Source organism: Stutzerimonas degradans, assembly GCF_024448505.1.
GTDB lineage: Bacteria > Pseudomonadota > Gammaproteobacteria > Pseudomonadales > Pseudomonadaceae > Stutzerimonas > Stutzerimonas degradans.
The window spans coordinates 44,769-67,421 of sequence record NZ_JAMOHV010000001.1 but is presented as its reverse complement, the minus strand read 5'-3'; the positions used below and the strand labels follow the sequence as shown (position 1 = coordinate 67,421).

At 66.7% G+C, this 22,653-nt stretch carries 26 protein-coding genes; 16 read left to right on the top strand and 10 right to left on the bottom strand.

The features are described 5' to 3' along the window. Nucleotides 1-95: 95 nt before the first annotated feature. Both NAV27_RS00365 and NAV27_RS00360 read right to left on the bottom strand, forming a co-directional pair. On the bottom strand, nt 96-1,046 hold the full coding sequence (locus NAV27_RS00365) for a FecR domain-containing protein (RefSeq protein WP_102828128.1): 951 nt from the start codon (nt 1,044-1,046) through the stop codon (nt 96-98). After that, a complete protein-coding gene (locus NAV27_RS00360) occupies nt 1,043-1,564 on the bottom strand; it encodes a sigma-70 family RNA polymerase sigma factor (protein WP_102828129.1) in 522 nt (173 codons plus the stop codon). The genes NAV27_RS00365 and NAV27_RS00360 overlap by 4 nt, the downstream gene beginning before the upstream one ends. Nucleotides 1,565-1,694: 130 nt before the next feature. On the opposite strand from NAV27_RS00360, the gene NAV27_RS00355 reads away from it, so the two are divergent. Beyond that, the gene (locus NAV27_RS00355) at nt 1,695-2,216 is read left to right on the top strand and encodes a DUF3617 domain-containing protein (protein ID WP_102828130.1); all 522 of its coding nucleotides are present in this window, start codon (nt 1,695-1,697) and stop codon (nt 2,214-2,216) included. 45 nt (nt 2,217-2,261) lie between these two features. Here NAV27_RS00355 and NAV27_RS00350 read toward each other — a convergent pair whose 3' ends face one another. After that, nucleotides 2,262-2,621 (bottom strand): NADH:ubiquinone oxidoreductase, encoded by a 360-nt coding sequence (locus tag NAV27_RS00350; RefSeq protein WP_102828131.1) that lies wholly within the window; start codon nt 2,619-2,621, stop codon nt 2,262-2,264. Between the two features lie 92 nt (nt 2,622-2,713). Between NAV27_RS00350 and NAV27_RS00345 the strand changes: the two genes are divergently transcribed. Beyond that, nucleotides 2,714-3,679, top strand: coding sequence for a CobW family GTP-binding protein (locus tag NAV27_RS00345; RefSeq protein WP_043295023.1), 966 nt, complete (start codon nt 2,714-2,716; stop codon nt 3,677-3,679). Nucleotides 3,680-3,703: 24 nt separating this feature from the next. Here NAV27_RS00345 and NAV27_RS00340 read toward each other — a convergent pair whose 3' ends face one another. The 3 genes from NAV27_RS00340 to NAV27_RS00330 form a co-directional block, all read right to left on the bottom strand. After that, complete coding sequence (locus tag NAV27_RS00340; RefSeq protein WP_043295022.1) at nt 3,704-4,078, bottom strand: DUF3301 domain-containing protein; 375 nt, start codon at nt 4,076-4,078, stop codon at nt 3,704-3,706. A gap of 28 nt (nt 4,079-4,106) precedes the next feature. Beyond that, nucleotides 4,107-4,520 (bottom strand): SMI1/KNR4 family protein, encoded by a 414-nt coding sequence (locus NAV27_RS00335; RefSeq protein WP_043295020.1) that lies wholly within the window; start codon nt 4,518-4,520, stop codon nt 4,107-4,109. 105 nt (nt 4,521-4,625) lie between these two features. After that, nucleotides 4,626-5,609 carry a zinc-dependent alcohol dehydrogenase family protein gene (locus tag NAV27_RS00330; protein ID WP_102828132.1) on the bottom strand — a complete coding sequence of 328 codons (984 nt, stop codon included), beginning with the start codon at nt 5,607-5,609 and terminating at the stop codon, nt 4,626-4,628. Nucleotides 5,610-5,828: 219 nt separating this feature from the next. On the opposite strand from NAV27_RS00330, the gene NAV27_RS00325 reads away from it, so the two are divergent. Then, a complete protein-coding gene (locus NAV27_RS00325; RefSeq protein WP_045159503.1) occupies nt 5,829-6,254 on the top strand; it encodes a VOC family protein in 426 nt (141 codons plus the stop codon). Nucleotides 6,255-6,260: 6 nt separating this feature from the next. Here NAV27_RS00325 and NAV27_RS00320 read toward each other — a convergent pair whose 3' ends face one another. Beyond that, nucleotides 6,261-6,797 carry a gamma carbonic anhydrase family protein gene (locus NAV27_RS00320; protein ID WP_102828133.1) on the bottom strand — a complete coding sequence of 179 codons (537 nt, stop codon included), beginning with the start codon at nt 6,795-6,797 and terminating at the stop codon, nt 6,261-6,263. Nucleotides 6,798-6,927: 130 nt separating this feature from the next. On the opposite strand from NAV27_RS00320, the gene prlC reads away from it, so the two are divergent. After that, nucleotides 6,928-8,979: an oligopeptidase A gene (gene prlC, locus NAV27_RS00315; RefSeq protein ID WP_043295013.1), complete on the top strand. Its 2,052-nt coding sequence runs from the start codon at nt 6,928-6,930 to the stop codon at nt 8,977-8,979. Next, on the top strand, nt 8,976-9,254 hold the full coding sequence (locus NAV27_RS00310) for a YheV family putative zinc ribbon protein (RefSeq protein ID WP_043295011.1): 279 nt from the start codon (nt 8,976-8,978) through the stop codon (nt 9,252-9,254). Before prlC ends, NAV27_RS00310 begins: the two co-directional genes overlap by 4 nt. Before the next feature lie 811 nt (nt 9,255-10,065). On the opposite strand, the gene NAV27_RS00305 is transcribed toward NAV27_RS00310, so the two are convergent. After that, nucleotides 10,066-11,130: an acyltransferase family protein gene (locus tag NAV27_RS00305; protein ID WP_102828134.1), complete on the bottom strand. Its 1,065-nt coding sequence runs from the start codon at nt 11,128-11,130 to the stop codon at nt 10,066-10,068. A gap of 236 nt (nt 11,131-11,366) precedes the next feature. Here NAV27_RS00305 and NAV27_RS00300 point away from each other — a divergent pair, with 236 nt between their 5' ends. The 6 genes from NAV27_RS00300 (at nt 11,367) to NAV27_RS00275 (ending at nt 17,518) form a co-directional block, all read left to right on the top strand. Beyond that, the gene (locus NAV27_RS00300) at nt 11,367-12,431 is read left to right on the top strand and encodes a PA0069 family radical SAM protein (RefSeq protein WP_054094279.1); all 1,065 of its coding nucleotides are present in this window, start codon (nt 11,367-11,369) and stop codon (nt 12,429-12,431) included. A 342-nt stretch (nt 12,432-12,773) separates the two neighbouring features. Next, nucleotides 12,774-13,004, top strand: coding sequence for a hypothetical protein (locus NAV27_RS00295; RefSeq protein ID WP_178099546.1), 231 nt, complete (start codon nt 12,774-12,776; stop codon nt 13,002-13,004). Nucleotides 13,005-13,232: 228 nt separating this feature from the next. Further along, complete coding sequence (gene coxB / locus NAV27_RS00290) at nt 13,233-14,366, top strand: cytochrome c oxidase subunit II (protein ID WP_102828135.1); 1,134 nt, start codon at nt 13,233-13,235, stop codon at nt 14,364-14,366. A gap of 12 nt (nt 14,367-14,378) precedes the next feature. Next, nucleotides 14,379-16,007, top strand: a complete 1,629-nt coding sequence (ctaD, locus tag NAV27_RS00285) for a cytochrome c oxidase subunit I (protein ID WP_102828136.1) — start codon at nt 14,379-14,381, stop codon at nt 16,005-16,007. 48 nt (nt 16,008-16,055) lie between these two features. Continuing rightward, entirely contained in the window at nt 16,056-16,628 is a 573-nt protein-coding gene (locus NAV27_RS00280; protein WP_102828137.1) for a cytochrome c oxidase assembly protein, read from the top strand. Continuing rightward, nucleotides 16,625-17,518 carry a cytochrome c oxidase subunit 3 gene (locus tag NAV27_RS00275; protein WP_102828138.1) on the top strand — a complete coding sequence of 298 codons (894 nt, stop codon included), beginning with the start codon at nt 16,625-16,627 and terminating at the stop codon, nt 17,516-17,518. Before NAV27_RS00280 ends, NAV27_RS00275 begins: the two co-directional genes overlap by 4 nt. On the opposite strand, the gene NAV27_RS00270 is transcribed toward NAV27_RS00275, so the two are convergent. Then, a complete protein-coding gene (locus tag NAV27_RS00270; protein ID WP_102828139.1) occupies nt 17,515-17,718 on the bottom strand; it encodes a twin transmembrane helix small protein in 204 nt (67 codons plus the stop codon). The genes NAV27_RS00275 and NAV27_RS00270 overlap by 4 nt on opposite strands. Before the next feature lie 215 nt (nt 17,719-17,933). On the opposite strand from NAV27_RS00270, the gene NAV27_RS00265 reads away from it, so the two are divergent. The 5 genes from NAV27_RS00265 to NAV27_RS00245 are packed head-to-tail and all read left to right on the top strand — an operon-like array spanning nt 17,934 to nt 21,860. Next, nucleotides 17,934-18,671: an SURF1 family protein gene (locus NAV27_RS00265; protein WP_102828140.1), complete on the top strand. Its 738-nt coding sequence runs from the start codon at nt 17,934-17,936 to the stop codon at nt 18,669-18,671. Next, the gene (locus NAV27_RS00260) at nt 18,646-19,203 is read left to right on the top strand and encodes a PA_0111/PP_0108 family redox-active disulfide protein (protein ID WP_102828272.1); all 558 of its coding nucleotides are present in this window, start codon (nt 18,646-18,648) and stop codon (nt 19,201-19,203) included. Before NAV27_RS00265 ends, NAV27_RS00260 begins: the two co-directional genes overlap by 26 nt. A gap of 21 nt (nt 19,204-19,224) precedes the next feature. Next, complete coding sequence (locus tag NAV27_RS00255) at nt 19,225-20,277, top strand: COX15/CtaA family protein (RefSeq protein WP_102828141.1); 1,053 nt, start codon at nt 19,225-19,227, stop codon at nt 20,275-20,277. A 10-nt stretch (nt 20,278-20,287) separates the two neighbouring features. Continuing rightward, complete coding sequence (cyoE, locus tag NAV27_RS00250) at nt 20,288-21,187, top strand: heme o synthase (RefSeq protein WP_102828142.1); 900 nt, start codon at nt 20,288-20,290, stop codon at nt 21,185-21,187. A gap of 37 nt (nt 21,188-21,224) precedes the next feature. Next, the gene (locus NAV27_RS00245) at nt 21,225-21,860 is read left to right on the top strand and encodes an SCO family protein (protein ID WP_102828143.1); all 636 of its coding nucleotides are present in this window, start codon (nt 21,225-21,227) and stop codon (nt 21,858-21,860) included. Nucleotides 21,861-21,926: 66 nt separating this feature from the next. Here the strand turns inward: NAV27_RS00245 and NAV27_RS00240 are convergent, their stop codons facing one another. Continuing rightward, on the bottom strand, nt 21,927-22,646 hold the full coding sequence (locus NAV27_RS00240; RefSeq protein WP_008569166.1) for a ferritin-like domain-containing protein: 720 nt from the start codon (nt 22,644-22,646) through the stop codon (nt 21,927-21,929). Nucleotides 22,647-22,653: the final 7 nt, after the last annotated feature.

The window sequence follows — 22,653 nt, the reverse complement described above, 5'->3', positions numbered from 1 at the left end:
TGAGGACCGGCACATGGCCTTTGCAGCTGAAGCCCGTCACCACCGATAAAAGGGAACCTCATATGCGATTATTTTTCATTGGCGATGCAATCGCATCACGCCGCGCCGGAAGGCTCCAGGCTGACCCACCAGGACATGCGCCGCTGCACGCGTACCGGCAGCGTCGCCGCCAGCGCATCGAGCACACGGTCACTGTCGGCCAGCGGGAAGGCACCGACCACGCGCAGTTCGGCGATGCGCGGATCGCAGCCGAGATAGCCGTGGCGGTAGCGCGCCAGCTCGGCGAGGAAATCCACCAGGCGCAGGTTGTCCGCCAGCAGGATGCCGCGCGACCAGGCCTGCTGCCCGGCCTGTACCGGCGCGGGCGGACCGATCCGGTTGGCACTGAAGCCGACCTGCTGCCCCGCGCCGATGCCACGGCCGAGTCCGCTGTCATCCGGCTGGATGTCCACCATGCCGCTGAACACGCTGAGCTGGGTGCTGCCGTCACGCTGGCGCACCGAGAAGCGCGCCGCCTGCGTGACGCGCAACTGGCCCTCGCGGCTTCGCAGCAGCAGCGGTCGCGCTTCGTCCACGGCTTCGACCAACACTTCACCGCGATACAGCGCCAGCCGCCGGATCGCGCCGTCGAAGCCGGCATCCGCCGCGCTGTCGGTGTTCAGCCAGAGCCGCGATCCATCGGCGAGCCGCGTCTCGCGCACCTCGCCGACGCCGGTGCGCAGATCGGCGCTCCAGCCCTGCCAGGGCAGCCTGCCGCCCGCCAGCCCCAGCGCCGCACCGCCACACACCAGCGACAGCAGCTTGAGCGCCTGCCGGCGGCTCGGCGTGCGCTGCTGCAGCATGCCACCCGCCGCGCGCCCGGCCGGATGCGCGCTCAGCGGCGCGAATCGACCGCTGATGCGCTGCACCTTCTGCCAGGCGCGCGCGTGTTCCGGCTGGCGCACCCAAGCGGCCCAGGCCTCGCGCTCGGCGGCGTCGTCCGTATCCGATTCGAGCCGCGCGAACCATTCGGCAGCCTCCTGCAGCACGCGATAATCGAGGCTCATGCGTCGTCGTCCAGCAGCATCAGGCAATGCAGCATGGCCTGCGCCATGTACTTCTTGACCATCCGTTCGGACACTTCCAGCTCGGCGGCGATGGCGGCGTAGGTCATGCCCTGCAGCTGCGACATGAGGAAGGCGCGGCGCACCTTGTGCGGCAGGCGGTCGAGCATCGCGTCGATCTGCAGCAGCGTCTCGACGATCAGCGCCTGCTCTTCCGGCGACGTCGCCAGCGGTTCGGGCTGCAGCGCCAGCGCATCGAGATAGGCCTGCTCGATCTGCCGACGCCGCCAGTGGTTGATCAGCAGCCCCTTGGCGATGGTGTGCAGGTAGGCGCGCGGCTCGCGGATGGCGGACAGGTTCTGCGGTTCCCTGGTCAGCACGCGGACGAAGGTGTCCTGCGCCAGGTCGGCGGCACGCTGGCTGCACTGCAGGTGGCGGCGCAGCCAGCCGTTCAGCCAGCCATGATGCTCGACATAGAGCCGCTGGACGAATTGCTGCCGGATGAAACCGTCGGCGGCCATGAGGACCTCCCGAATGCTGAGCGCTGAATGCTAACGCTTCTCAACAACCCACGCCACGGCATTCGCCTTGCGCGCGTGCTCCCAGGGTTTGGCTACGCTGGGTAAACCCCTGTTGCCACGGAGCCACGCCATGAACCGCACCCTGATCGCCTTCGCCTTCCTGCTCTCATGCAGCCTGCCGGTGCAGGCCGCGCCGATCCTGCCTGGCCTGTGGGAATTCACCAGCCGCGACATCCAGGTCGACGGCCAGCAGATGCCTGGCGTCAGCGAGATGCTCGAACAGATGCAGAACCTGCCGGCCGCGCAGCGCCAGCAGATGGAGGACATGCTCGCCGCGCAGGGCGTACAGCTCGGTGGCCAGGGCGTGCGTATCTGCCTCAGTGAGGCGCAGGTGAATGCCGAGGAGCTGCCGTTCAGCGATCAGCCCGACTGCACCCAGGAGATCACAGAACGCACGGATCGCCTGTGGAAATTCCGCTTCCAGTGCCCGGATGCCAGCGGCCAGGGCGAAACCCGCTTCATCAGCGAGCGTGAATTCGTCAGCGTGGTGGAAAGCCAGTACAGCGCCGGCGGCGAGCGCGGCAGCAGTCGCATGGAGTCGCAGGCGCGCTGGCTCGGGGAGGATTGCGGCGCGCTGAAACCCGCACGCTAGCCGGTCGTTCCACGTGAAACCCCCGGCCGCACTGGGCTGCGCGGGTCAGTCGCCGCTTTCCCAGCGCCCGCCGCTGTTCTGTTCGCAGGCCGGCCGGAGGAAGCGGCCGTCGCTGGCGACGCCGTAATAGTGGATGTCCTGGCGGTACGGCAGGTTGGACACCTGCGCGTCGCGGCAGACACCGAATGCACCACCCGGGCAGCTCTCGACGAACTCCACGTCCACCTGCTGGTCCTTGAGCTGCGGCTGGCAGAAGCCGCTGCGAAACAGTTCGGCGGGGATGTTGCGGTTCTGCTGGCAGAGCCGCACTTCGATGCGCGCGTCCTGGCTATGGACGATGCAGGCCTCGGCCAGCACCTCACCGGCCAGACTCAGCAGCAGCGGCAGCAGCAACATCGGACGCATCGCGTGACCTCTCCCTCGAACGGCGGCGACTCTAGCATGGCGGCGCGGAAAAACGGCTTCCCCGTGCACGCCAAAATGCGGACCATGCCGGCATGCTCACACAAATTCCTACCCACCTGATCGGCGGCCCGCTGGGCGCCGGCAAGACCAGCCTGATCCGCAACCTGCTGAGGCAGAAGCCGGCGGGCGAGCGCTGGGCGGTGCTGGTCAACGAATTCGGCCAGATCGGCCTGGATGCCGCCCTGCTGAGCACCGATGCCGCTGGCATCGGCATCGCCGAGGTTGCCGGCGGCTGCCTGTGCTGCGTCAACGGCCTGCCGTTTCAGGTCGGCCTGACGCGCCTGCTGCGCCAGGCCCGGCCGCAGCGCCTGCTGATCGAACCCTCCGGGCTTGGCCATCCGGCCGAGCTGCTGCGCCAGCTCCGCCAGCCGCCGTGGACCGAGGTGCTGGCCGTGCAGCCCAGCGTGCTGGTACTGGATGCCGCCGCGCTGGCGCACGGCGCGGCACTCCCGGACAGCCAGCAGCAGGCGCTGGACAGTGCCGGCCTGCTGGTGCTGAACAAGAGCGCAGCGCTGGATGCCGCGACGCGGACGGCACTCGCCGCGCGCCTGCCGGCGCGGCCGCTGCACTGGACCGAACAGGGCGCGCTACCGCTGGCGCAGCTGCCGGGCAGCGCCCAGCAGGCGTGCGCGGACAATGGTCGGGATGCACTGCCGGCCGCTGCGGCGCCACTGCCCGGCATCTGGCTCGATCCGCGTCAGCCGATCTGCCAGGTTCAGGCCGGCGCGGACGGCTGGAGCATCGGCTGGCGCTGGCATCCGAGCCAGCGCTTCGACATGGCACGGCTGCAACACTGGCTGCGCCGCTGGCCATGGCGGCGCGCCAAGCTGGTGCTGCATGGCGAAAGCGGCTGGTTGTCCGGCAACGCGCTGGATGGCGCGCCGATGCATCTGCAACCGAGCGAGTGGCGCAAGGATTCGCGACTGGAGCTGATCTTCGTCGCACCGCAAGCGCAGGCGGCGCTGCAACAGTCGCTCGATGAATGCCGGATCGGCTAGTCAGCAGGTTGCTTTCAGCGCCGGCTAGTGGCGCCGCCAGTCATCGAGCTGGATGACCTGCCCGCTCGGCGGCTCGGCGGGGGCACGGAACGGATGCGCCTCAAGCTCGATCCGCCCGACGTGCGCGCCGAACATGACGATCTGCCCGACGTGCCGCTGCTCGCCGGTCACGGTGAACTCGAAGCCATAGACGCGCGCCAGGCGACGATGTCCGGCGCCATCGCGCAGCAGCGCCAGACGCTTGAAGGCGACGTTGCCGTCGAGCAGCTCGACGTCCAGCTTCTGACAATGCCGGCGCGCCGCGACCAGCGCGCGCTCGCGAATGCCGTGGCCGTGCCAGAGCCACGCCACCACGCTGGCCAGGACCAGGAAGACGAACAGGTTACCGAGCGTCAGCATGGCGCGTTCCCGCCGCTCATCGCGATGCTCATGCGCCGCTTTCCAGCCACACGTCGCGCACCCAGTGCCAGACCGTTTCCCAGGTCTGCTCGGTGAGCTCGTGGCTTTCGCCGTCGAACAGCGTGACCTCACCCTCCAGATCGACCACGTAGTAATCGGGGCCGTCCTGGCAGATCGGCAGCAGATCGCGCGGCACGCCGGCGTCCCAGGCGTTGGCGGCCACTTCCGGCAGGTAGGTGTGCGACTGCGGATCGCTGGCGGTGACCGGCTCCAGCCGGCCGTAGACCACGTCGCTGACCAGCAGCAGGAACTCGCGCAGGCCGAACGGCAGGTTGATGAACAGCTGCTCCTCGACCTCGACCAGTTGTTCGTCGTCCGGCAGCTCGAGCGGCACCGGCACCGGCTCGTTGCGTTCGCGCAGCTCTTCGATGACTTCTTCCATCGCTCCTCCTGTTCATGCACCGCGGGGCAAGGCGCCGTTATACAGCCCCGCGGTGCGCCGAACCAGCCGCGCGGCGCCGGTGGCGCGGCAGCCGTGCCCGGCGGTTCAGGGCACCAGTACCGCCGCGCCCTGAAAGCGCCCGTGGCGCAGATCGTCCAGCGCCTGGTTGGCCTTTTCCAACGAGTAGGCATGGATTTCGGTATGGATGCCGACCTGCGCGGCGACCGGGAAGAAGTCCAGACCATCCTGTCGGGTCAGGTTGGCCACCGAAACCAGCTCGCGTTCCTGCCAGAGGATGTCGTAGGGAAAGCTCGGGATGTCGCTCATGTGGATGCCGGCGCAGACCACCCGGCCGCCCTTGCGCACGGCACGCAGCGCCGCCGGCACCAGTTCGCCGGCCGGTGCATAGATGATCGCCGCATCCAGCGGCACCGGCGGAAGCTCGCCCGAATCACCCGCCCAGAGCGCGCCCAGCGAGCGGGCGAAGTCCTGCGCGGCCACATCGCCAGGGCGGCTGAAGGCATAGACATCACGTCCCTGCCAGCGCGCCACCTGCATTACGATATGCGCCGCGGCGCCGAAGCCGTATAGCCCGAGGCGCTTGCCGTCACCGGCCTTGACCAGCGAACGCCAGCCGATCAGCCCGGCGCAGAGCAGCGGCGCCAGTGCTACGGGGTCGCCGTCCTCGCCGAGGGCGAAGGCGAAACGCGCGTCGGCCACCACGTATTCGGCGTAGCCGCCGGGACGGGTGTAGCCAGTGAATTGCGGCGCGTCGCAGAGGTTTTCCTCGGCGTGCTGGCAATAGCTGCAGGTGCCGCAGGTATGCCCCAGCCACGGAATGCCGACGCGCTGGCCCAGCTCGAAACCGCTGACGCCCTCGCCCAGTGCATCGACCCGCCCGACGATCTCGTGGCCCGGAATGATCGGCAGCGGCGCCGCCGGCAGCTCGCCATCCACCACGTGCAGGTCGGTGCGACACACGCCGCAGGCCAGCACCTTGACGCGCAGCTCGCCGGGGCCGGGCTGCGGCTGGGGAATGTCACGCAGGTGCAGCGGTTCGCCGGTTCGTTCCAGCAGCATGGCGCGCATCGACGGCTCTCCTTTCGTCTCCTGTTCTGCTGCAGGGTAGGCCGATCAGCGGAAAAAGGCTCTAGGTACCGCCCATTCGAGGCACGCCTGGTGGGCTGAAGCCCACCCTACGGGTTCGGCGTGGCTTTGTAGGGTGGGCTTCAGCCCGCCCACGGCACTCGGCACTGCGAGAAAAGTCTCTACACTCGACACGTCTTGCCATTTCCGGAGTACGACCCGATGACGCTTTCGCCCTTCCATCTCGCCATTCCCGTCTACGATCTGGCCGCCGCCCGTGCCTTCTACGGCGAGGCGTTCGGCTGCGCCGAGGGCCGCAGCAGCGAGCACTGGGTGGATTTCGATTTCTTCGGCCACCAGCTGGTGATCCACGAAGCGCCGAAGATGCCGCATCAGGAGGCGGCGCACAGCAACCCGGTGGATGGCCACGACGTGCCGGTGCCGCACTTCGGCGTGGTACTCGGCTGGGAGCAATGGGAGGCGCTGGCCGAACGGCTGAAGGCGCGCGGCACGCGCTTCGTGATCGAGCCCTACGTGCGCTTCCAGGGCCAGGTCGGCGAGCAGGCGACCATGTTCCTGCTCGATCCCTGCGGCAACGCCCTGGAGTTCAAGGCGTTCAAGGACATCGGCCAGCTGTTCGCCAAGTGAGCGGGATCAGCCGCGCTCGGCGAGGTGCTGGTCCTTGAGCTTGACGTAGTTGCCGGCGGTATAGCTGAAGAAGCTGCGCTCCTGGTCGGTCAGCGGGCGCGCCTGCTTCACCGGGCTGCCGACATAGAGGTAGCCGGACTCGAGCGTCTTGCCCGGCGGCACCAGGCTGCCGGCGCCGATGATCACCTCGTCCTCGACCACCACGCCGTCCATCACGATCGAGCCCATGCCCACCAGAATGCGGTTGCCCAGGGTGCAGCCGTGCAGCGTGACCTTGTGCCCGACCGTGACCTCGTCGCCGATGGTCAGCGGAAAGCCGTCCGGGTTGTACGGCCCGGCATGGGTGATGTGCAGCACGCTGCCGTCCTGGATGCTCGAGCGCGCGCCGATGCGGATGCGGTGCATGTCGCCGCGGATCACCGTCAGCGGCCACACCGAGCTGTCGGCGCCGATCTCGACATCGCCGATGACCACCGCGGAGTCGTCGACGAACACGCGCTCGCCCAGTGTCGGAGTGCTGTTTTGGTAGCTGCGTATCGCCACGATAGAAACCTCTCTGGCTGCGGGAAGGATCGATTGTAATTAAGATGGCCGGCATTGCCGCCGCCGCACGCCCGGAGCATCGCCCGGCCGGTGTGGTCTGAGTTCTACCCTCTTCGATCCAAGGTGTCCCGTGAGCGCGAACAATCCCCTGCTGCAAGACTTCGACCTGCCGCCCTATTCCGCCATCCGCCCGGAGCACGTCGAACCGGCCATCGACAGCATCCTCGGCGACAACCGCGTGGCGATCCTGGAGCTGCTCAGCCGTCCGGCCGAAAGCCTTGACTGGCAAACCCTGGTGGTCGGCCTCGACGAGCTGAACGACCGCCTCGGCCGCGCCTGGGGGCCGGTCGGCCATCTCAACGCGGTGTGCAACAGCCCGGAACTGCGCGCCGCCTACGAGGCCTGCCTGCCCAAGCTGTCGGCCTACTGGACGGAACTCGGGCAGAACCGCGCGCTGTTCGAGGCGTACCAGGCGCTGGCCCAGCGCCCGGAAGCGGCCGGTTACGAGGTGGCGCAGAAGACCATTCTCGACCACGCGCTGCGCGACTTCCGCCTGTCCGGCATCGATCTGCCGCCGGTCGAGCAACAGCGCTTCGGTGAAATCCAGATGAAGCTCGCCGAGCTGGGCAGCCGCTTCTCCAACCAGCTGCTGGACGCCACCCAGGCCTGGACCCGCCACATCACCGACGAAAGCCTGCTGGCCGGCATCCCCGACTCGGCCAAGGCGCAGATGGCCGAGGCAGCCAAGGCCAGGAACCTCGACGGCTGGTTGATCAGCCTGGAATTCCCCAGCTACTACGCGGTGATGACCTACGCCGACGATCGTGGCCTGCGCGAGGAGGTTTACGCCGCCTACTCCACCCGCGCCTCCGATCAGGGGCCGAATGCCGGGCAGTTCGACAACGGCCCGGTGATGGAAGAAATCCTCACGCTGCGCCACGAACTCGCGCAGCTGCTGGGCTACGGCAACTTCGCCGAGCTGTCGCTGGCGACCAAGATGGCCGAATCCACCGAGCAGGTGCTGAGCTTCCTGCGCGACCTGGCGGTGCGCAGCAAGCCTTTCGCCGCGCGCGACCTGGCCGAACTGCGCGCCTTCGCCGCCGAGCAGGGGCTGGACGACCTGCAGAGCTGGGATCTGGGCTACTACGCCGAGAAGCTGCGCCAGAGCCGCTACAGCCTGAACCAGGAGGAGCTGCGCGAGTACTTCCCGATCGACAAGGTGCTCTCCGGCCTGTTCGCCATCGTCCAGCGCCTGTACGGCATCGAGATCCGCGAGCTGGAGGGCTTCGAGCGCTGGCACCCGGACGTGCGCCTGTTCGAGATCAGCGAGCACGGCGAGCACATCGGGCGTTTCTTCTTCGACCTCTACGCGCGGCCGAACAAGCGCGGCGGCGCCTGGATGGACGGTGCCCGCGACAAGCGCCGCACCGCCGCCGGCACGCTGCAGACGCCAGTGGCCAACCTGGTCTGCAACTTCACTCCGCCGGTGGGCGAGCGCCCGGCGCTGCTGACCCATGATGAGGTCACCACGCTGTTCCACGAATTCGGCCACGGCCTGCATCATCTGCTCACCCAGGTCGAGCACGCCGGCGCCTCGGGCATCAACGGCGTGGCCTGGGATGCGGTGGAGCTGCCGAGCCAGTTCATGGAGAACTGGTGCTGGGACCCCGAAGGCCTGGCGCACATCTCCGGCCACTACCAGACCGGCGAGCGCCTGCCGCAGGACAAGCTGGACCGCATGCTGGCGGCGAAGAACTTCCAGTCCGGCATGATGATGGCGCGCCAGCTGGAGTTTTCCCTGTTCGACTTCGAGCTGCACGCCACCCACGGCGACGGCCGCAGCGTGCTGGAGGTGCTCGAACACATCCGCGACGAGGTCTCGGTGATGCGGCCGCCGGCCTACAACCGCTTCCCCAACAGCTTCGCGCACATCTTCGCTGGCGGTTACGCGGCCGGTTACTACAGCTACAAGTGGGCCGAGGTGCTGTCGTCTGACGCCTTCTCGCGCTTCGAGGAAGAAGGCGTGTTCAACGCCGAGACCGGCCGCGCCTTCCGCGAAGCGATCCTCGCCCGTGGCGGCTCGCAGGAGCCGATGGTACTGTTCGTCGATTTCCGAGGCCGCGAGCCGTCCATCGACGCCCTGCTGCGCCACCTCGGGCTGGTAGCGGAGGCCGCGGCATGAGCAACGACGTATCCCGAATCACCACCAAGCGCTTCATCGCCGGAGCCGTGTGCCCGGCGTGCAGCGCCAGCGACTGCATCAAGATGTGGGATGTCGACGGCGTGCCGCACCGCGAATGCGTGGTCTGCGGCTATGCCGATATCCTCAACGCCCAAGGCCAGTCGGTGCCGCTGGAGCTGGGTACGCGGGTCAACCGCGTGCAACCCAAGGCGGCCAATCCGCAGGTGCAGTCGGTGCAGTTCTTCCCGAATCCGAAGTTGAAGAAGCCGGAGTGATGCGGCTCGGTTGAACCAAAAAAAGCCCGCCAAATGGCGGGCTTTTTGTTTTCTTCTCATTCATGTTTGGGGCGAACTGCCAGTTTTCGGGCATTGCTGGGCACGTTGCAGTCACGCCGGTCGGCAGAGTCGCTTGAAAGCTTGGTTTCGCCCTGCTGGGCGAGTCACTTTTGCCAGTCGCGGCAAAAGTAACCAAAACCGCTTGCCCCTGCATCCGGCCCTGCGCTTCGCGCAGGGTCCGTTCGTTCCATCGCCGCTTCAAGGGGGCCGGCTTACAAGGCCATCCTTGGCCCTTTAAGCCTCTCGCCGCATCCATGCGGCTCGCTCCCTTACGCAACGATTCCACTCACCCTCCTGAAAGGGGCGGTTGGTGCCGCCTGAAAGCCCGTGCAGCTAAAAGCCAAAGCAACAACGAAAAACCTTCAGGCGACTCGGGCTCCGATCCCGTCAGGAGGCCGAGTAGAGGTGTCGCGCAGGGGGACGCGAGGCAGGACGCCGAGCGAGTCACGAAGGGACAGGGACGTCCCTTCGTGACGTGCCCCCGGAGCGGCGCCGGAGCGAGGGAAGTCTGGTCGCAGGCCAGACCCGGATGTCGGGCGCGCTTTCTCTTTGGTCACTTTCTCTTTCGCGCGAGCAAAGAGAAAGTGACTCGGCCGGGTGGCCGAAACCAGAACCACCATCTCACGCGGTAATGGCCCTGATCTCCAGACCACAAACCTAAACGAGCAGGCAGACCACCCAGTCCTGCCAGCCCAATACCGCCAATCTTTGCTTTTTCAGGGAAAGCGCGATGACCCTTGGGGCCGCCGGATCAGCCCTCGCTGCCCCGTGCCGCCCGCCCCGGCTGCGGCGCGCGGGCAAACAGGCGCTTGAGCTTCATCGCCGGCGCCTCGACCAGGTGCCAGGACAGCGCCGCGCAGATCAGCGTCGGCACGAACGCGATCAGCGACAGACCAAGCACCCCGATCTGCGGGCCGAACAGGTAGACCGCCAGCTGCTGGAACGGAAAGGCGTAGATGTACAGACCATAGGAAAAGTCGCCGTACTTGCCGAAACGCGACACCCACGGCAGCGGCGCGTAGGCGAGGTAGAGCACCAGATACGGCAGCGCGACGAAGTACACCAGCTGTCCGATGTCGGTGCGGAAGGTCGCTACCAGCGCGGCGAACAGCAGCGCAGCGATCCAGCCGCGCCAGGGGATGTCGTCGCGATAGAGAAACAGCGCCGAGCCCGCGTAGTAGAGCAGGCCGAGCTTGAAGATGTTCTTGATGAAATACGAGTCGATGCCGAGTTTGCCCAGCAGCCAGAAATGCCCGACAGCGAGCGCGGCGATCGGCAGGAAGATCAGCCGCCGCTTGAGGAAGCCGGTCAGCCCGAGGATCATCACGCCGATGTACATCAACACTTCCAGCGGCAACGTCCACAGCGAACCGTTGACCACGTCCGGGTAGATGTTGCCGTCGAACACCCCGGGCAACTCGAAACGGGTCACCAGCAGGATGTTCTGCAGGTAGGTCCAGGTGCCGTCCGCGGCGAGGTAGCGAGCAAGGTCGAACTGCGTGACCAGCGGGCCGAGAACGAAGGTGGTCAGCAGCACCGCGACGATCAGCGCCGGGAAGATGCGCAGTGCGCGCTTGAGCAGGAAGCTCTGCGGACTGCTGCTGGCCAGCCAGGACGAGGCGATCAGGTAGCCGCTCATGACGAAGAAGATGCCGACCGCGATCGAGCCGCCCTTCTCGTAGCCGGTCAGCACGGTCAGCGGCTCGTCACCGCGCCGCCCGACCAGCGGATAACTGTGGGCGAACAGCACCAGCGCCGCGGCGAAGAAGCGCAGGAAGTCGAAGTTGTTCTCCCGCGTGTGGAAGGAGGTCTGCATGGTCTGCTCCTGAGGTGTCGGCAGCCGATGGAATTGAAGAGGCCTGGCCGGTACTGCCGGGCCGGTACGCGTACCGGCATCCCTGTGGAATCCGACCAGACTGGTTTGTCCCGGGCGCGGCGCAAATGTTCCCGGAGCGGATGACCGGTGGTCATCGCACCGTCGATCGGATCGCGCTAGCAGGCTGCTGCTCGAGTAAAATACTGTACGAATAAACAGTAACAGGCTCGATCCTCATGCCCGGCTTGCCTCAGACACCCCGCGGTCGCGGAACCGCGATCAATCCCGACAACCGTTTCGCGCCGACACGCAGCGAGGCCTACGATGACGGCTGGCAGCAGGACGTGCCGCCGACACGCGCCACCGAGGTGCGCCGGGAGATCGCCAAGTCGGTGCTGACACGCAATCAGTCGCCGGATGTCGGCTTCGACCGCTCGGTGAACCCCTATCGCGGCTGCGAGCACGGCTGCATCTACTGTTTCGCGCGGCCCAGCCATGCCTACTGGGACCTGTCGCCGGGTATCGATTTCGAGACGAAGCTGATCGCCAAGACCAACCTCGCCGAGCGCCTGGAAGCGGAGCTGAGCAAGCCGGGCTATGTGCCGCAGCCGATCGCGCTAGGGGTGAATACCGACGCCTACCAGCCGCTGGAGCGCGAGCAGCGGCTGACGCGCCAGGCGCTGGAGATCCTGCTGCGCTACCGCCATCCGGTGCACATCATCACCAAGGGTTCGCTGGTGCTGCGCGACCTCGACCTGCTGGTGCCGCTGGCCGAGCAGCGGCTGGTCAGCGTGTCGGTCAGCCTCACCACGCTGGACGACGAACTCAAACGCATCATGGAGCCGCGCGCGGCCTCGCCGGCGGCGCGCCTGCGGGTGCTGCGCACGCTGCACGAGGCCGGCGTGCCGGTCAGCGTGATGTGCGCGCCGATGATCCCGATGATCAACGATATGGAGCTGGAACACCTGCTCGAAGCCGCCCGCGGCGCCGGCGCGGCGTCGGCGGGCTACGTCCTGCTGCGTCTGCCGCACGAGCTGGCAGAGCTGTTCGAGGCCTGGCTGGCCGAGCACTTCCCGCAGCGCGCCGCGCATGTAATGAGCCTGGTGCGCCAGTCGCGTGGCGGCCGCAGCAACGACAGCCGTTTCGGCAGCCGCATGCGCGGCGAAGGCCAGTTCGCCGAGCTGCTGGCGCAGCGCTTCCGCCTGGCCTGCCGGCGCCTGGGCTTCAACCGCCGCGAGCAGAACCATGGTCTGGATTGCAGCCGTTTCGCCCCGCCCGGCCGGCAGATGAATCTGCTTTGACGGCGTGCCCCGGCAGCGCGTAGATGCCGGCGCATGCGTGGAAAACGCTGCGCGGTTTTCCACCCTACCAGCGGACCGGGCAGGCGTAGGGTGGATAACGCTCTGCTTATCCACCGAAAGGCAAGGCCAGGCGTGTTTGCCCAGCGAGAGCGGTGAGGCCAGCCAGAGTCGGCAGCGCGCAGATGCCGACGGACGCGTGGAAAACGCTGCGCGGTTTTCCACCCGACGCAGCGTCCGCGGGCCAGGCGGCGAGGAACTAACTGGCGCTGCCGCCGCACCAATTCCTGTACCCCCGTATCGGAGTGGGCTGTGGACTGGATCGATCTGCTGCAATGGCCGGCCATGCTCGTCACGGTGATCGCTGCCTGGCTGATCGGCTCGCTGCGCCCGGGGCGGCGCTTCATCGGTTTCTGCTGTTTTCTGCTGAGCAATCTGCTCTGGGTGATCTGGGGCTGGCACGCCCAGGCGTGGGCGCTGATCGTGCTGCAGGTCTGCCTGGCACTGATGAACTTGCGTGGCGTGAAGAAGAACGATGCGCCCACAACCCGCGTGGCAGACGCTTCCGATGTCTGAATTGCCAGTCAGGAATGGCTGTCTATACTCCGTTCGTAGGCGTACCTGATTGAAGTTCCGACTGCGCGTGCAGGCGCCGGCGTAACCACCGCTTCATAGCGGCGGTGCGGCGGCAAAATCGGGCTGATCGAAAACGTAGCTGGCATCCCGGAACGATTCCGGCCAGACGATTTTCGGCGGTGGCGATGGCAGTCGGCGGGATAACAAGAATCATAAGGGGAACCCGCAATGTCTCGACATCCATGCATCTGGATGGGGCTTGGACTATCGACGCTCGTCAGCCAGGCGCAAGCGGCCTGGGACGTGAACATGCGCTCGGGGGCGACGGAGGTCAGTCGCTCGGTATTCGACCTGCATATGGCGATCTTCTGGATCTGCGTGGTCATCGGCGCGCTGGTGTTCGGCGTGATGATCTATTCGATGATCGCGCACCGTCGCTCACGCCGGCAGGAGTCGGCCAACTTCCACGAAAACACCAAGGTCGAGGCGCTCTGGACGATCATTCCGCTGCTGATCCTGATCGGCATGGCGGTCCCGGCCACGCGCACGCTGATCCACATCTACGACTCCAGCGAATCGGACGTCGATGTGCAGATCACCGGCTACCAGTGGAAGTGGCACTACAAGTACCTGGGCGAGGACGTGGAGTTCTTCAGCAACCTCACCACGCCGCGCGAGCAGATCAACAACCAGGCGCCCAAGGGCGAGCACTACCTGCTGGAAGTCGACCAGCCGCTGGTCATCCCGGCCGGTGCCAAGGTGCGCTTCCTGGTCACCGCGGCGGACGTGATCCATTCCTGGTGGGTGCCGGAGCTGGCGGTGAAGAAGGACGCCATTCCCGGCTTCGTCAACGAATCCTGGACCCGTGTCGAGCAGCCCGGCATCTACCGCGGCCAGTGCACCGAGCTGTGCGGCAAGGACCACGGTTTCATGCCGGTGGTGGTGGAGGTCAAGTCGCAGGAGGACTACGCCGCCTGGATGGCCGAGCGCAAGGCCGAGGCCGCCAAGCTCAAGGAGCTGACCGGCAAGGAGTGGACACTCGACGAACTCTCCGCGCGCGGCGAGAAGGTCTACCAGACCAACTGCGCCTCCTGCCACCAGCCGACCGGCGAGGGCCTGCCGCCGATGTTCCCGGCGCTCAAGGGCTCGGCCATCGCCACCGGCGAAGTCAGCGGCCACCTCAACATCGTCGTCAACGGCAAGCCGGGCACCGCGATGGCGGCTTTCGGCAAGCAGCTCTCGGAAGTCGATCTGGCCGCGGTCATCACCTACGAGCGCAACGCCTGGGGCAACGCCAAGGGCGACATGGTCACGCCGAAAGACGTGCTGGATTTCAAACAGGCCGAAGAAGCCACCCAGTAAGAGGACAGGCTGATGAGTGCAGTGATCGACGATCATGGGCATGCCGGGCATGACCACCACCACGGCCCGGCCAAGGGCCTCTCGCGCTGGCTGCTGACCACCAACCACAAGGACATCGGCTCGATGTACCTGTGGTTCAGCTTCTGCGCCTTCCTGCTCGGCGGCACCTTCGCGATGGTGATCCGCGCCGAGCTGTTCCAGCCAGGCCTGCAGATCGTGCAGCCGGAATTCTTCAACCAGATGACCACCATGCACGGCCTGGTGATGGTGTTCGGCGCGGTGATGCCGGCCTTCGTCGGCCTGGCCAACTGGATGATTCCGCTAATGATCGGCGCGCCGGACATGGCCCTGCCGCGGATGAACAACTTCAGCTTCTGGCTGCTACCGGCGGCCTTCGGCCTGCTGGTGTCGACGCTGTTCATGGAGGGCGGCGGGCCGAACTTCGGCTGGACCTTCTACGCGCCCTTGTCCACCACCTACGCGCCGGAATCGGTGACCTTCTTCATCTTCGCCATCCACCTGATGGGCATCAGCTCGATCATGGGAGCGATCAACGTCATCGCCACCGTGCTCAACCTGCGCGCACCCGGCATGACGCTGATGAAGATGCCGCTGTTCGTCTGGACCTGGCTGATCACCGCCTTCCTGCTGATCGCGGTGATGCCGGTACTGGCCGGCGTGGTGACCATGATGCTGATGGACATCCACTTCGGCACCAGCTTCTTCAGTGCCGCTGGCGGCGGCGATCCGGTGCTGTTCCAGCACGTGTTCTGGTTCTTCGGCCACCCCGAGGTGTACATCATGATCCTGCCGGCGTTCGGCGCGATCAGCTCGATCATCCCGGCATTCAGCCGCAAGCCGCTGTTCGGTTACACCTCGATGGTCTACGCCACCGGCGCCATCGCCTTCCTCTCGTTCATCGTCTGGGCGCACCACATGTTCACCGTCGGCATCCCGCTGACCGGCGAGCTGTTCTTCATGTACGCCACCATGCTGATCGCCGTGCCCACCGGCGTGAAGGTGTTCAACTGGGTATCGACCATGTGGCGCGGCTCGCTGACGTTCGAGGCGCCGATGCTGTTCGCCGTGGCGTTCGTCATCCTGTTCAGCATCGGCGGCTTCTCCGGGCTGATGCTGGCCATCGCCCCGGCGGACTTCCAGTACCACGACACCTACTTCGTGGTGGCGCACTTCCACTACGTGCTGGTGCCGGGGGCGATCTTCGGCATCTTCGCCTCGGCCTACTACTGGCTGCCGAAGTGGACCGGGCACATGTATGACGAGACGCTGGCCAAGCTGCACTTCTGGATGAGCTTCATCGGCATGAACCTGGCGTTCTTCCCGATGCACTTCGTCGGCCTGGCCGGCATGCCGCGACGCATCCCCGACTACAACATGATGTTTGCCAACTTCAACATGGTCTCCAGCGTCGGCGCCTTCATGTTCGGCGCCACGCAGCTGTTGTTCCTGTTCATCGTCATCAAGTGCATCCGCGGCGGCGTGCCGGCCCCGGCCAAGCCGTGGGACGGCGCCGAAGGGCTGGAATGGAGCGTGCCGTCGCCGGCGCCCTACCACACCTTCACCACGCCGCCGGACATGGACACCCTGCACGAGCACCGCACGGGGCCCAAGCATGACTAGCGCAGCCGCCGGCCGCCCACGCGGGCGGCGCCTGCCGAGGAGCCGCCGATGAGCGAGTCACTGCCCACCGCGCGTCTGGTTCGCCGCCTGTTGCTGGTGGTGGCGGCGATGTTCGCCTTTGGCTTCGCCCTGGTGCCGATCTACGACGTGATGTGCCAGGCGTTCGGCATCAACGGCAAGACCGCCGGCGCCTATGACGGCAAGCAGACGGTGGATGCGGCGCGCCAGGTGCGCGTGCAGTTCCTCGCCACCAACGCCGCAGGCATGGCCTGGGAGTTCCAGCCGCTGGCCGCGCAGGTGGAGGTGCATCCGGGCGCCAGCCAGGAAATCCGCTTCGTCGCCTTCAATCCGACGGACAAGCCGATGACCGCCCAGGCGGTGCCGAGCGTCTCGCCGTCGAAGGCCGCGGCGTTCTTCCACAAGACCGAATGCTTCTGCTTCACCCAGCAGGTGCTGCAGCCGGGCGAGCGCATCGAGATGCCGGTGCGCTTCATCGTCGATCGCGACCTGCCGGCCGATGTGCGCCACCTGACCCTCGCCTACACGCTGTTCGACATCACGTCCCGCCAGCCACCGGTCGCCGCCCTGGCACCGGCCGCGGCCAAGGAGAGTCTGCAATGAGCACCCAGACCCACGAGCAGTACTACGTCCCGGCGCAGAGCAAATGGCCGATCATCGCCACCGTCGCCCTGCTGGTCACCTTCTTCGGCCTGGGCACCTGGTTCAACGACCTGAAGGCCGAGCGCGCCGAATCCAGCGGGCCGCTGATCTTCTTCATCGGCGCGCTGCTGATCGCCTACATGATGTTCGGCTGGTTCGGCGCGGTGGTGAAGGAGAGCCGCGCCGGGCTGTACAGCGCACAGATGGACCGCTCGTTCCGCTGGGGCATGAGCTGGTTCATCTTCTCCGAGGTGATGTTCTTCCTGGCCTTCTTCGGCGCGCTGTTCTACGTGCGCTACTGGGTCGGCCCCTGGCTCGGCGGTGAAGGCGACAAGGGCGTCAGCAACATGCTGTGGCCGGGATTCGAGTACAGCTGGCCGCTGCTGAACAATCCCGATCCCAAGCTCTATCCGGCACCGGAAGGCACCATCAGCGCCTGGGGGCTGCCGCTGGTCAACACCATCCTGCTGGTGTCCTCCAGCTTCACCCTGACCTGGGCGCACCACGCGCTGCGCAAGAACAATCGCCAGCAGCTGAAGATCGGCCTGGCGGTGACGGTGCTGCTCGGCGCGGCCTTCCTGATCCTGCAGGCCGAGGAATACATCCACGCCTACAACGAGCTGGGGCTGACGCTCGGTTCGGGCATCTACGGCGCGACGTTCTTCATGCTCACCGGCTTCCACGGCGCGCACGTGACGATGGGCGCGATCATCCTCACGGTAATGCTGATCCGCATCCTGCGCGGGCATTTCAGCGCCGAACACCACTTCGGCTTCGAGGCGGCGAGCTGGTACTGGCACTTCGTCGACGTGGTGTGGATCGGCCTGTTCGTCTTCGTCTACGTGATCTAGGAAGCCAGCCCCGGGCGCAGTTCGCCGGACCAGAAGCCCCAGGCGATCAGCGCAACGGTCAGCGCAGCCAGGCAGACGCGCACGAACAGCGCCGCGATCACGCGAGAGCGGCGCCCCTCGTCGCGCACCAGGAAGAACAGGCCACTGAACAGACTGACCAGCGTGGCCACTAACAAAAGAACGATCGCCGTCTTGAGCATGAGCGATTCCAGAGGGCACCTCTAAAAACGTAGACGAGGCAGCCAGCGCAAGGCGGAAACAGGCGAAAAAGCGCAGTTTACGAGTTGTAAATGAGCATTTTGAGCCTGTTTCCAACGCAGCGAGGGCAACGCAGGTAGTTTTTAGAGGTGCCCTAGATGGGAGGGGAGTGGGGGTGGATTATAGCCAGCCATATCTACATTCCAGGGTGCCGGCCATGAGCCGCTTCCGCCCGGGGCTGCTGCCGACCCTGCTGGTGTTGGCGCTGCTGCCGCTGCTGATCTGGCTGGGTTTCTGGCAGCTGGAACGCAGCGAGCAGAAGCGCGAGCTGCTGGAGCGCCAGCAGGCCCGCCAGGAGGCCGCGCCGCTGACGCCGGAGCAGCTCGACGGCAGCGCCGGGCAGGCCTACGCGCGCGTGTACCTGCAGGGGCGCTTCGATGCCGCGCACAGCTTTCTGCTCGACAGCCGCACGCGCGACGGCCAGGTCGGCGTGGAGCTGCTGCAGCCCTTCTACGACGAACCCAGCGGTCGCTGGCTGCTGATCAACCGCGGCTGGCTGCCCTGGCCGGACCGGCGCATCGCCCCGCAGTTCGACACACCGCAGCAGCCCCTCAAGCTCGCCGCCTGGCTGTACGTGCCGCCGGGCAAACCGTTCGTCTTCAGCGAGCGCATGGCCGAGGGCTGGCCGCGGCTGATCAGCCACGTCGATGTTCCGGCGCTGTGGGCGCTGCTCGGCCGCGACGGCGTGGCCCAAGAACTGCGCCTGGAGCCCGGCCCGAGCGCCTACCGCGCGGACTGGCCGGTGACCAGCATGAGTCCGCAGCAGCACGTCGGCTATGCGGTGCAGTGGTTCGCCCTGGCCGCGGCGCTGCTGGCGCTGTTCATCTATTTCGGCGTGCATCAGGCACGAGGAGCACGGCATGAACCCGATGAATCCGACCATGAACGCCACTGAGCCCCGCCGCGGGCGCGGGCGTCTGCAACTGCTGCTGATCATCGCCGTGGTGCTGGGGCCGATGCTGCTGGCCTCGGCCATGTACCGCTACGGTTTCTGGGTGCCGCAGAGCCGCAGCTACCACGGCGTGCTGGTCGCCGACGGGCAGAACCGTGCGGCCATCGGCGTGCAGGCACCGGCGGCCGCGACACGCTGGGAGCTGCTGGTCACCGCGCCGCAAGGCTGCGCGGAAGACTGCCTGCGGCTGGTCTATCTGGCGCGGCAGATCAATATCGGCCTGGCCCGCGAGGCGGCGCGCGCCGGCCATGCGCTGGCCAGCAGCGCGCCGCTGGCGGCCGAAGCCGAACAGCGGCTGGCACGCGAATACCCGCAACTGCAGCGCTACGGACTGACCCCGACCGGCGATGCCGCGCCGCAGCTGTGGATCGTCGATCCGCACGGCAATCTGGTGCTGCGCTACGACGCCAAGGCCGACGGCAAGGCGATCCTCGACGACCTCAAGTACCTGCTGAAGATTTCGCAGATCGGCTGAAGCCGGCACAAGGAGCACCCGATGGCCCGCCCCGGTTACCGCCTTGCCCTGTTCGCTACCGCGCTGGCCGTGGTGGTGGTGCTGCTCGGCGCCTACACGCGGCTGACCCACGCTGGCCTCGGCTGTCCGGACTGGCCAGGCTGCTACGGTTTTCTCAGCGTGCCGATGAGCGAGCAGGCGCAGAGCCTGGCCGCCGAACGCTTTCCCGAGGCGCCGGTGGAGGTGCGCAAGGGCTGGAACGAGATGGTCCACCGCTATTTCGCCGGCAGCCTCGGGCTGGTGATCCTGGCGCTGGCGGTGCAGGCGCTGCGCCGTCGCGACGCGCCGGGCCAGCCGGTGAAACTGCCGCTGCTGCTGCTCGCCGTGGTCATCGCCCAGGCGCTGTTCGGCATGTGGACGGTGACGCTGCAGTTGTGGCCGCAGGTGGTCACCGCGCACCTGCTGGGCGGCTTCACCACCCTGAGCCTGTTGTTCCTGCTGTGCCTGCGCCTGTCCGGGGCGCTACCGCCGCTGGGCGCGGTCGACGGCCGGCTGCGCGCCTTCGCGGCGCTCGCCCTGCTGCTGGTAGTCGGCCAGATCACCCTCGGCGGCTGGGTCAGCAGCAACTATGCAGCGGTGGCCTGCACCGATTTTCCCACCTGCCACGGTGAATGGTGGCCACGGATGGATTTCGCCAACGCCTTCAACCTCACCCATCACGACATCGGCCCCAACTACCTCGGCGGCCTGCTCTACGGCGAGGCGCGCACGGCAATCCACGTCAGCCACCGGCTCGGCGCACTGAGCGTAACACTGGTGCTGCTGACGCTCGCCGCGCTGCTGCGGCGCAACGGCCTCGGCCGCCTCGCGGCGCTGGTGCTCGGCGCGCTGACGCTGCAGGTCGGGCTGGGTATCGCCAACGTCGTGCTGCACCTGCCATTGCCGGTTGCGGTAGCGCACAACGGCGGCGGCGCCGCGCTACTGCTGGTACTGGTGCTGATCAACTACCGCCTGCGCCAGCCTGCACGCGCCCGACATCCCGCATCGATGACGTCCTCGGCCGGTCGCTTCGACCTGCCCGGCGCCCGACCATAAGGAGAACATCATGGCCACCGTACTCAGCGAACGCCGCGTCCAGGCCAGCTGGCGCGACTACCTGGAGTTGACCAAGCCGAAGGTGGTGCTGCTGATGCTCATCACCTCGCTGGTCGGCATGTTCCTCGCCACCCGCGCCGGCGTGCCCTGGACGGTGCTGCTGTTCGGCAACCTCGGCATCGCGCTGTGCGCCGGTGGCGCGGCGGCGGTCAATCATGTGGTGGACCGCCGCATCGACGCGGTGATGGCGCGCACCCATAAGCGCCCGCTGGCCGAGGGCCGGGTGTCGCCCGCCGCCGCGCTGACCTTTGCCCTGGCGCTGGGCGTCGCCGGGCTGGCACTGCTGCTGGCCTTCACCAACGCGCTGGCGGCCTGGCTGACGCTCGCCTCGCTGATCGGCTACGCGGTGATCTACACCGGCTTTCTCAAGCGCGCCACGCCGCAGAACATCGTTATCGGCGGGCTGGCCGGCGCCGCGCCGCCGCTGCTCGGCTGGGTCGCGGTGACCGGCCAGATCAGCGCCGAACCGCTGCTGCTGGTGCTGATCATCTTCGCCTGGACGCCGCCGCATTTCTGGGCGCTGGCGATCCACCGCCGCGCCGAGTACGCCAAGGTGAACATTCCGATGCTGCCGGTGACCCATGGCGTGCACTACACCAAGGTGCATATCCTGCTCTACACCGCGATCCTGCTGGCGGTCAGCTTCATGCCGTTCGCCATCCACATGAGCGGCCTGCTGTACCTGGTCGCCGCGGCGTTGCTGGGCGGGCGGTTTCTCTACTGGGCCATCGCGCTGTACCGCGACAGCCGGCCACATGCGGCAATCAAGACCTTCAAATTCAGCATCTGGTACCTGTTCGCGCTGTTCATCGCGCTACTGGTTGATCATTATCTGCTGCTCGATTTCTAGTGGCCGAACAGGCCACCCAGCCACCCACAGGACGCCCATGACCCGCATCCAGAAAACCGTCTTCATCCTCGTTGCGCTGATCGCGCTGGTCGTCGGGCTGACGGTTTCCAAGGTGCTCAATGGCGAGCGCCAGCCCGACCCGACCCAGTTGCTGGATGCCGGGATCGTGCTGCTGCCGCAGAGCCGCCCGCTGCCGGCGCTGAGCCTGACCGACGAGAATGGCCAGGCGGTGCAGGTCGACCAGCTCAAGGGCGGCTGGACGCTGCTGTTCTTCGGCTACACCTTCTGTCCCGACATCTGCCCGACCACCCTTGCCGAGCTGCGCCAGCTCAACGGCCTGCTCCCCGAAACGGTGCGCGGGCAGCTCCAGCCGATCCTGGTCAGTGTCGATCCGAACCGCGACACGCCGGCCAAGCTCAAGGAATATTTGGGTTATTTCAACGCCGGTTTTCACGGCTGGACCGGCACGCCGGAGGCCATCCAGACGCTGGCCAACGGCGTCGGTATCCCGTTCATTCCGCCGGACACCAGCAAGGAAAACTACACCGTCGACCACAGCGGCAATCTGGTCATCATCGGCCCGGACGGTCGCCAGCACGGCTTCATCCGCGCACCGCTGCGGGTGCAGAAGCTCGCCGAACAGTTGCCCGCGCTGGTGCAGCAGCCGCGCTGAGTGACCACCCCTTTCCGTAGAAACGACAAAGCGCGGCGAAAGCCGCGCTTTGCATTCGGGCCGCGCTTACTTGGTCTGCAGGATCAGATCGCGGCGCATCAGCGTCTTGATCTTCAGCAGGTGATCGTCTTCCTGGGTCTTGGCCTTGACGAAGCTGTCGCCGATGTTCGGATGGCCCGCGGCCTGCGCCAGCTCGATCAGCAGTTCCCAGGCGGCGTTGTCCGCCAGCTCCGCCGTCAGCAATGCATTCAGACACTGCGGGATGTTGGTGCGTGGATCGGTCAGCACCTGCATGATGCCCATCGCCATGACCCCGGCCACGTCGGCACAGGGCGTCTGCGCGGTGGGATCGGCGCCGAGTTTTTCCATCGCCGCGTGCACCAGCATCATGTGCTCGAACTCTTCGTCACGGATGTGCTGCAACTCGTCCACCAGCGCGCTACCGGAATCGAGGTTGCGCGCCTTGGCGATCATCGCCTCGTACAGACGCACGCCGTTGCGCTCGAACGCCAGGCGCTCGCCGAGCTTGTCGATGAACACCTCGGGGCTCTTGCCCTTCATCATGTCGAAGCCGGTCTTGAGCATGCCCTTGGCCGAACCCGGCACCGGCACGGAGCCGATGCGGTCGGCCTCTTCATTGCGCTCGGCACGCTCGACCAGCATGCCGTGTTCGTCGCCCGGCACGTCCGGGTGAATCTCGTTGACCGCTTCCAGCAGGCGCTTGGTGTCCTTCGGCGACATCTGCACGCCGGTGAAATTGGTTCCTACTTTCGCTGCAGTAGCCATGGTCGTC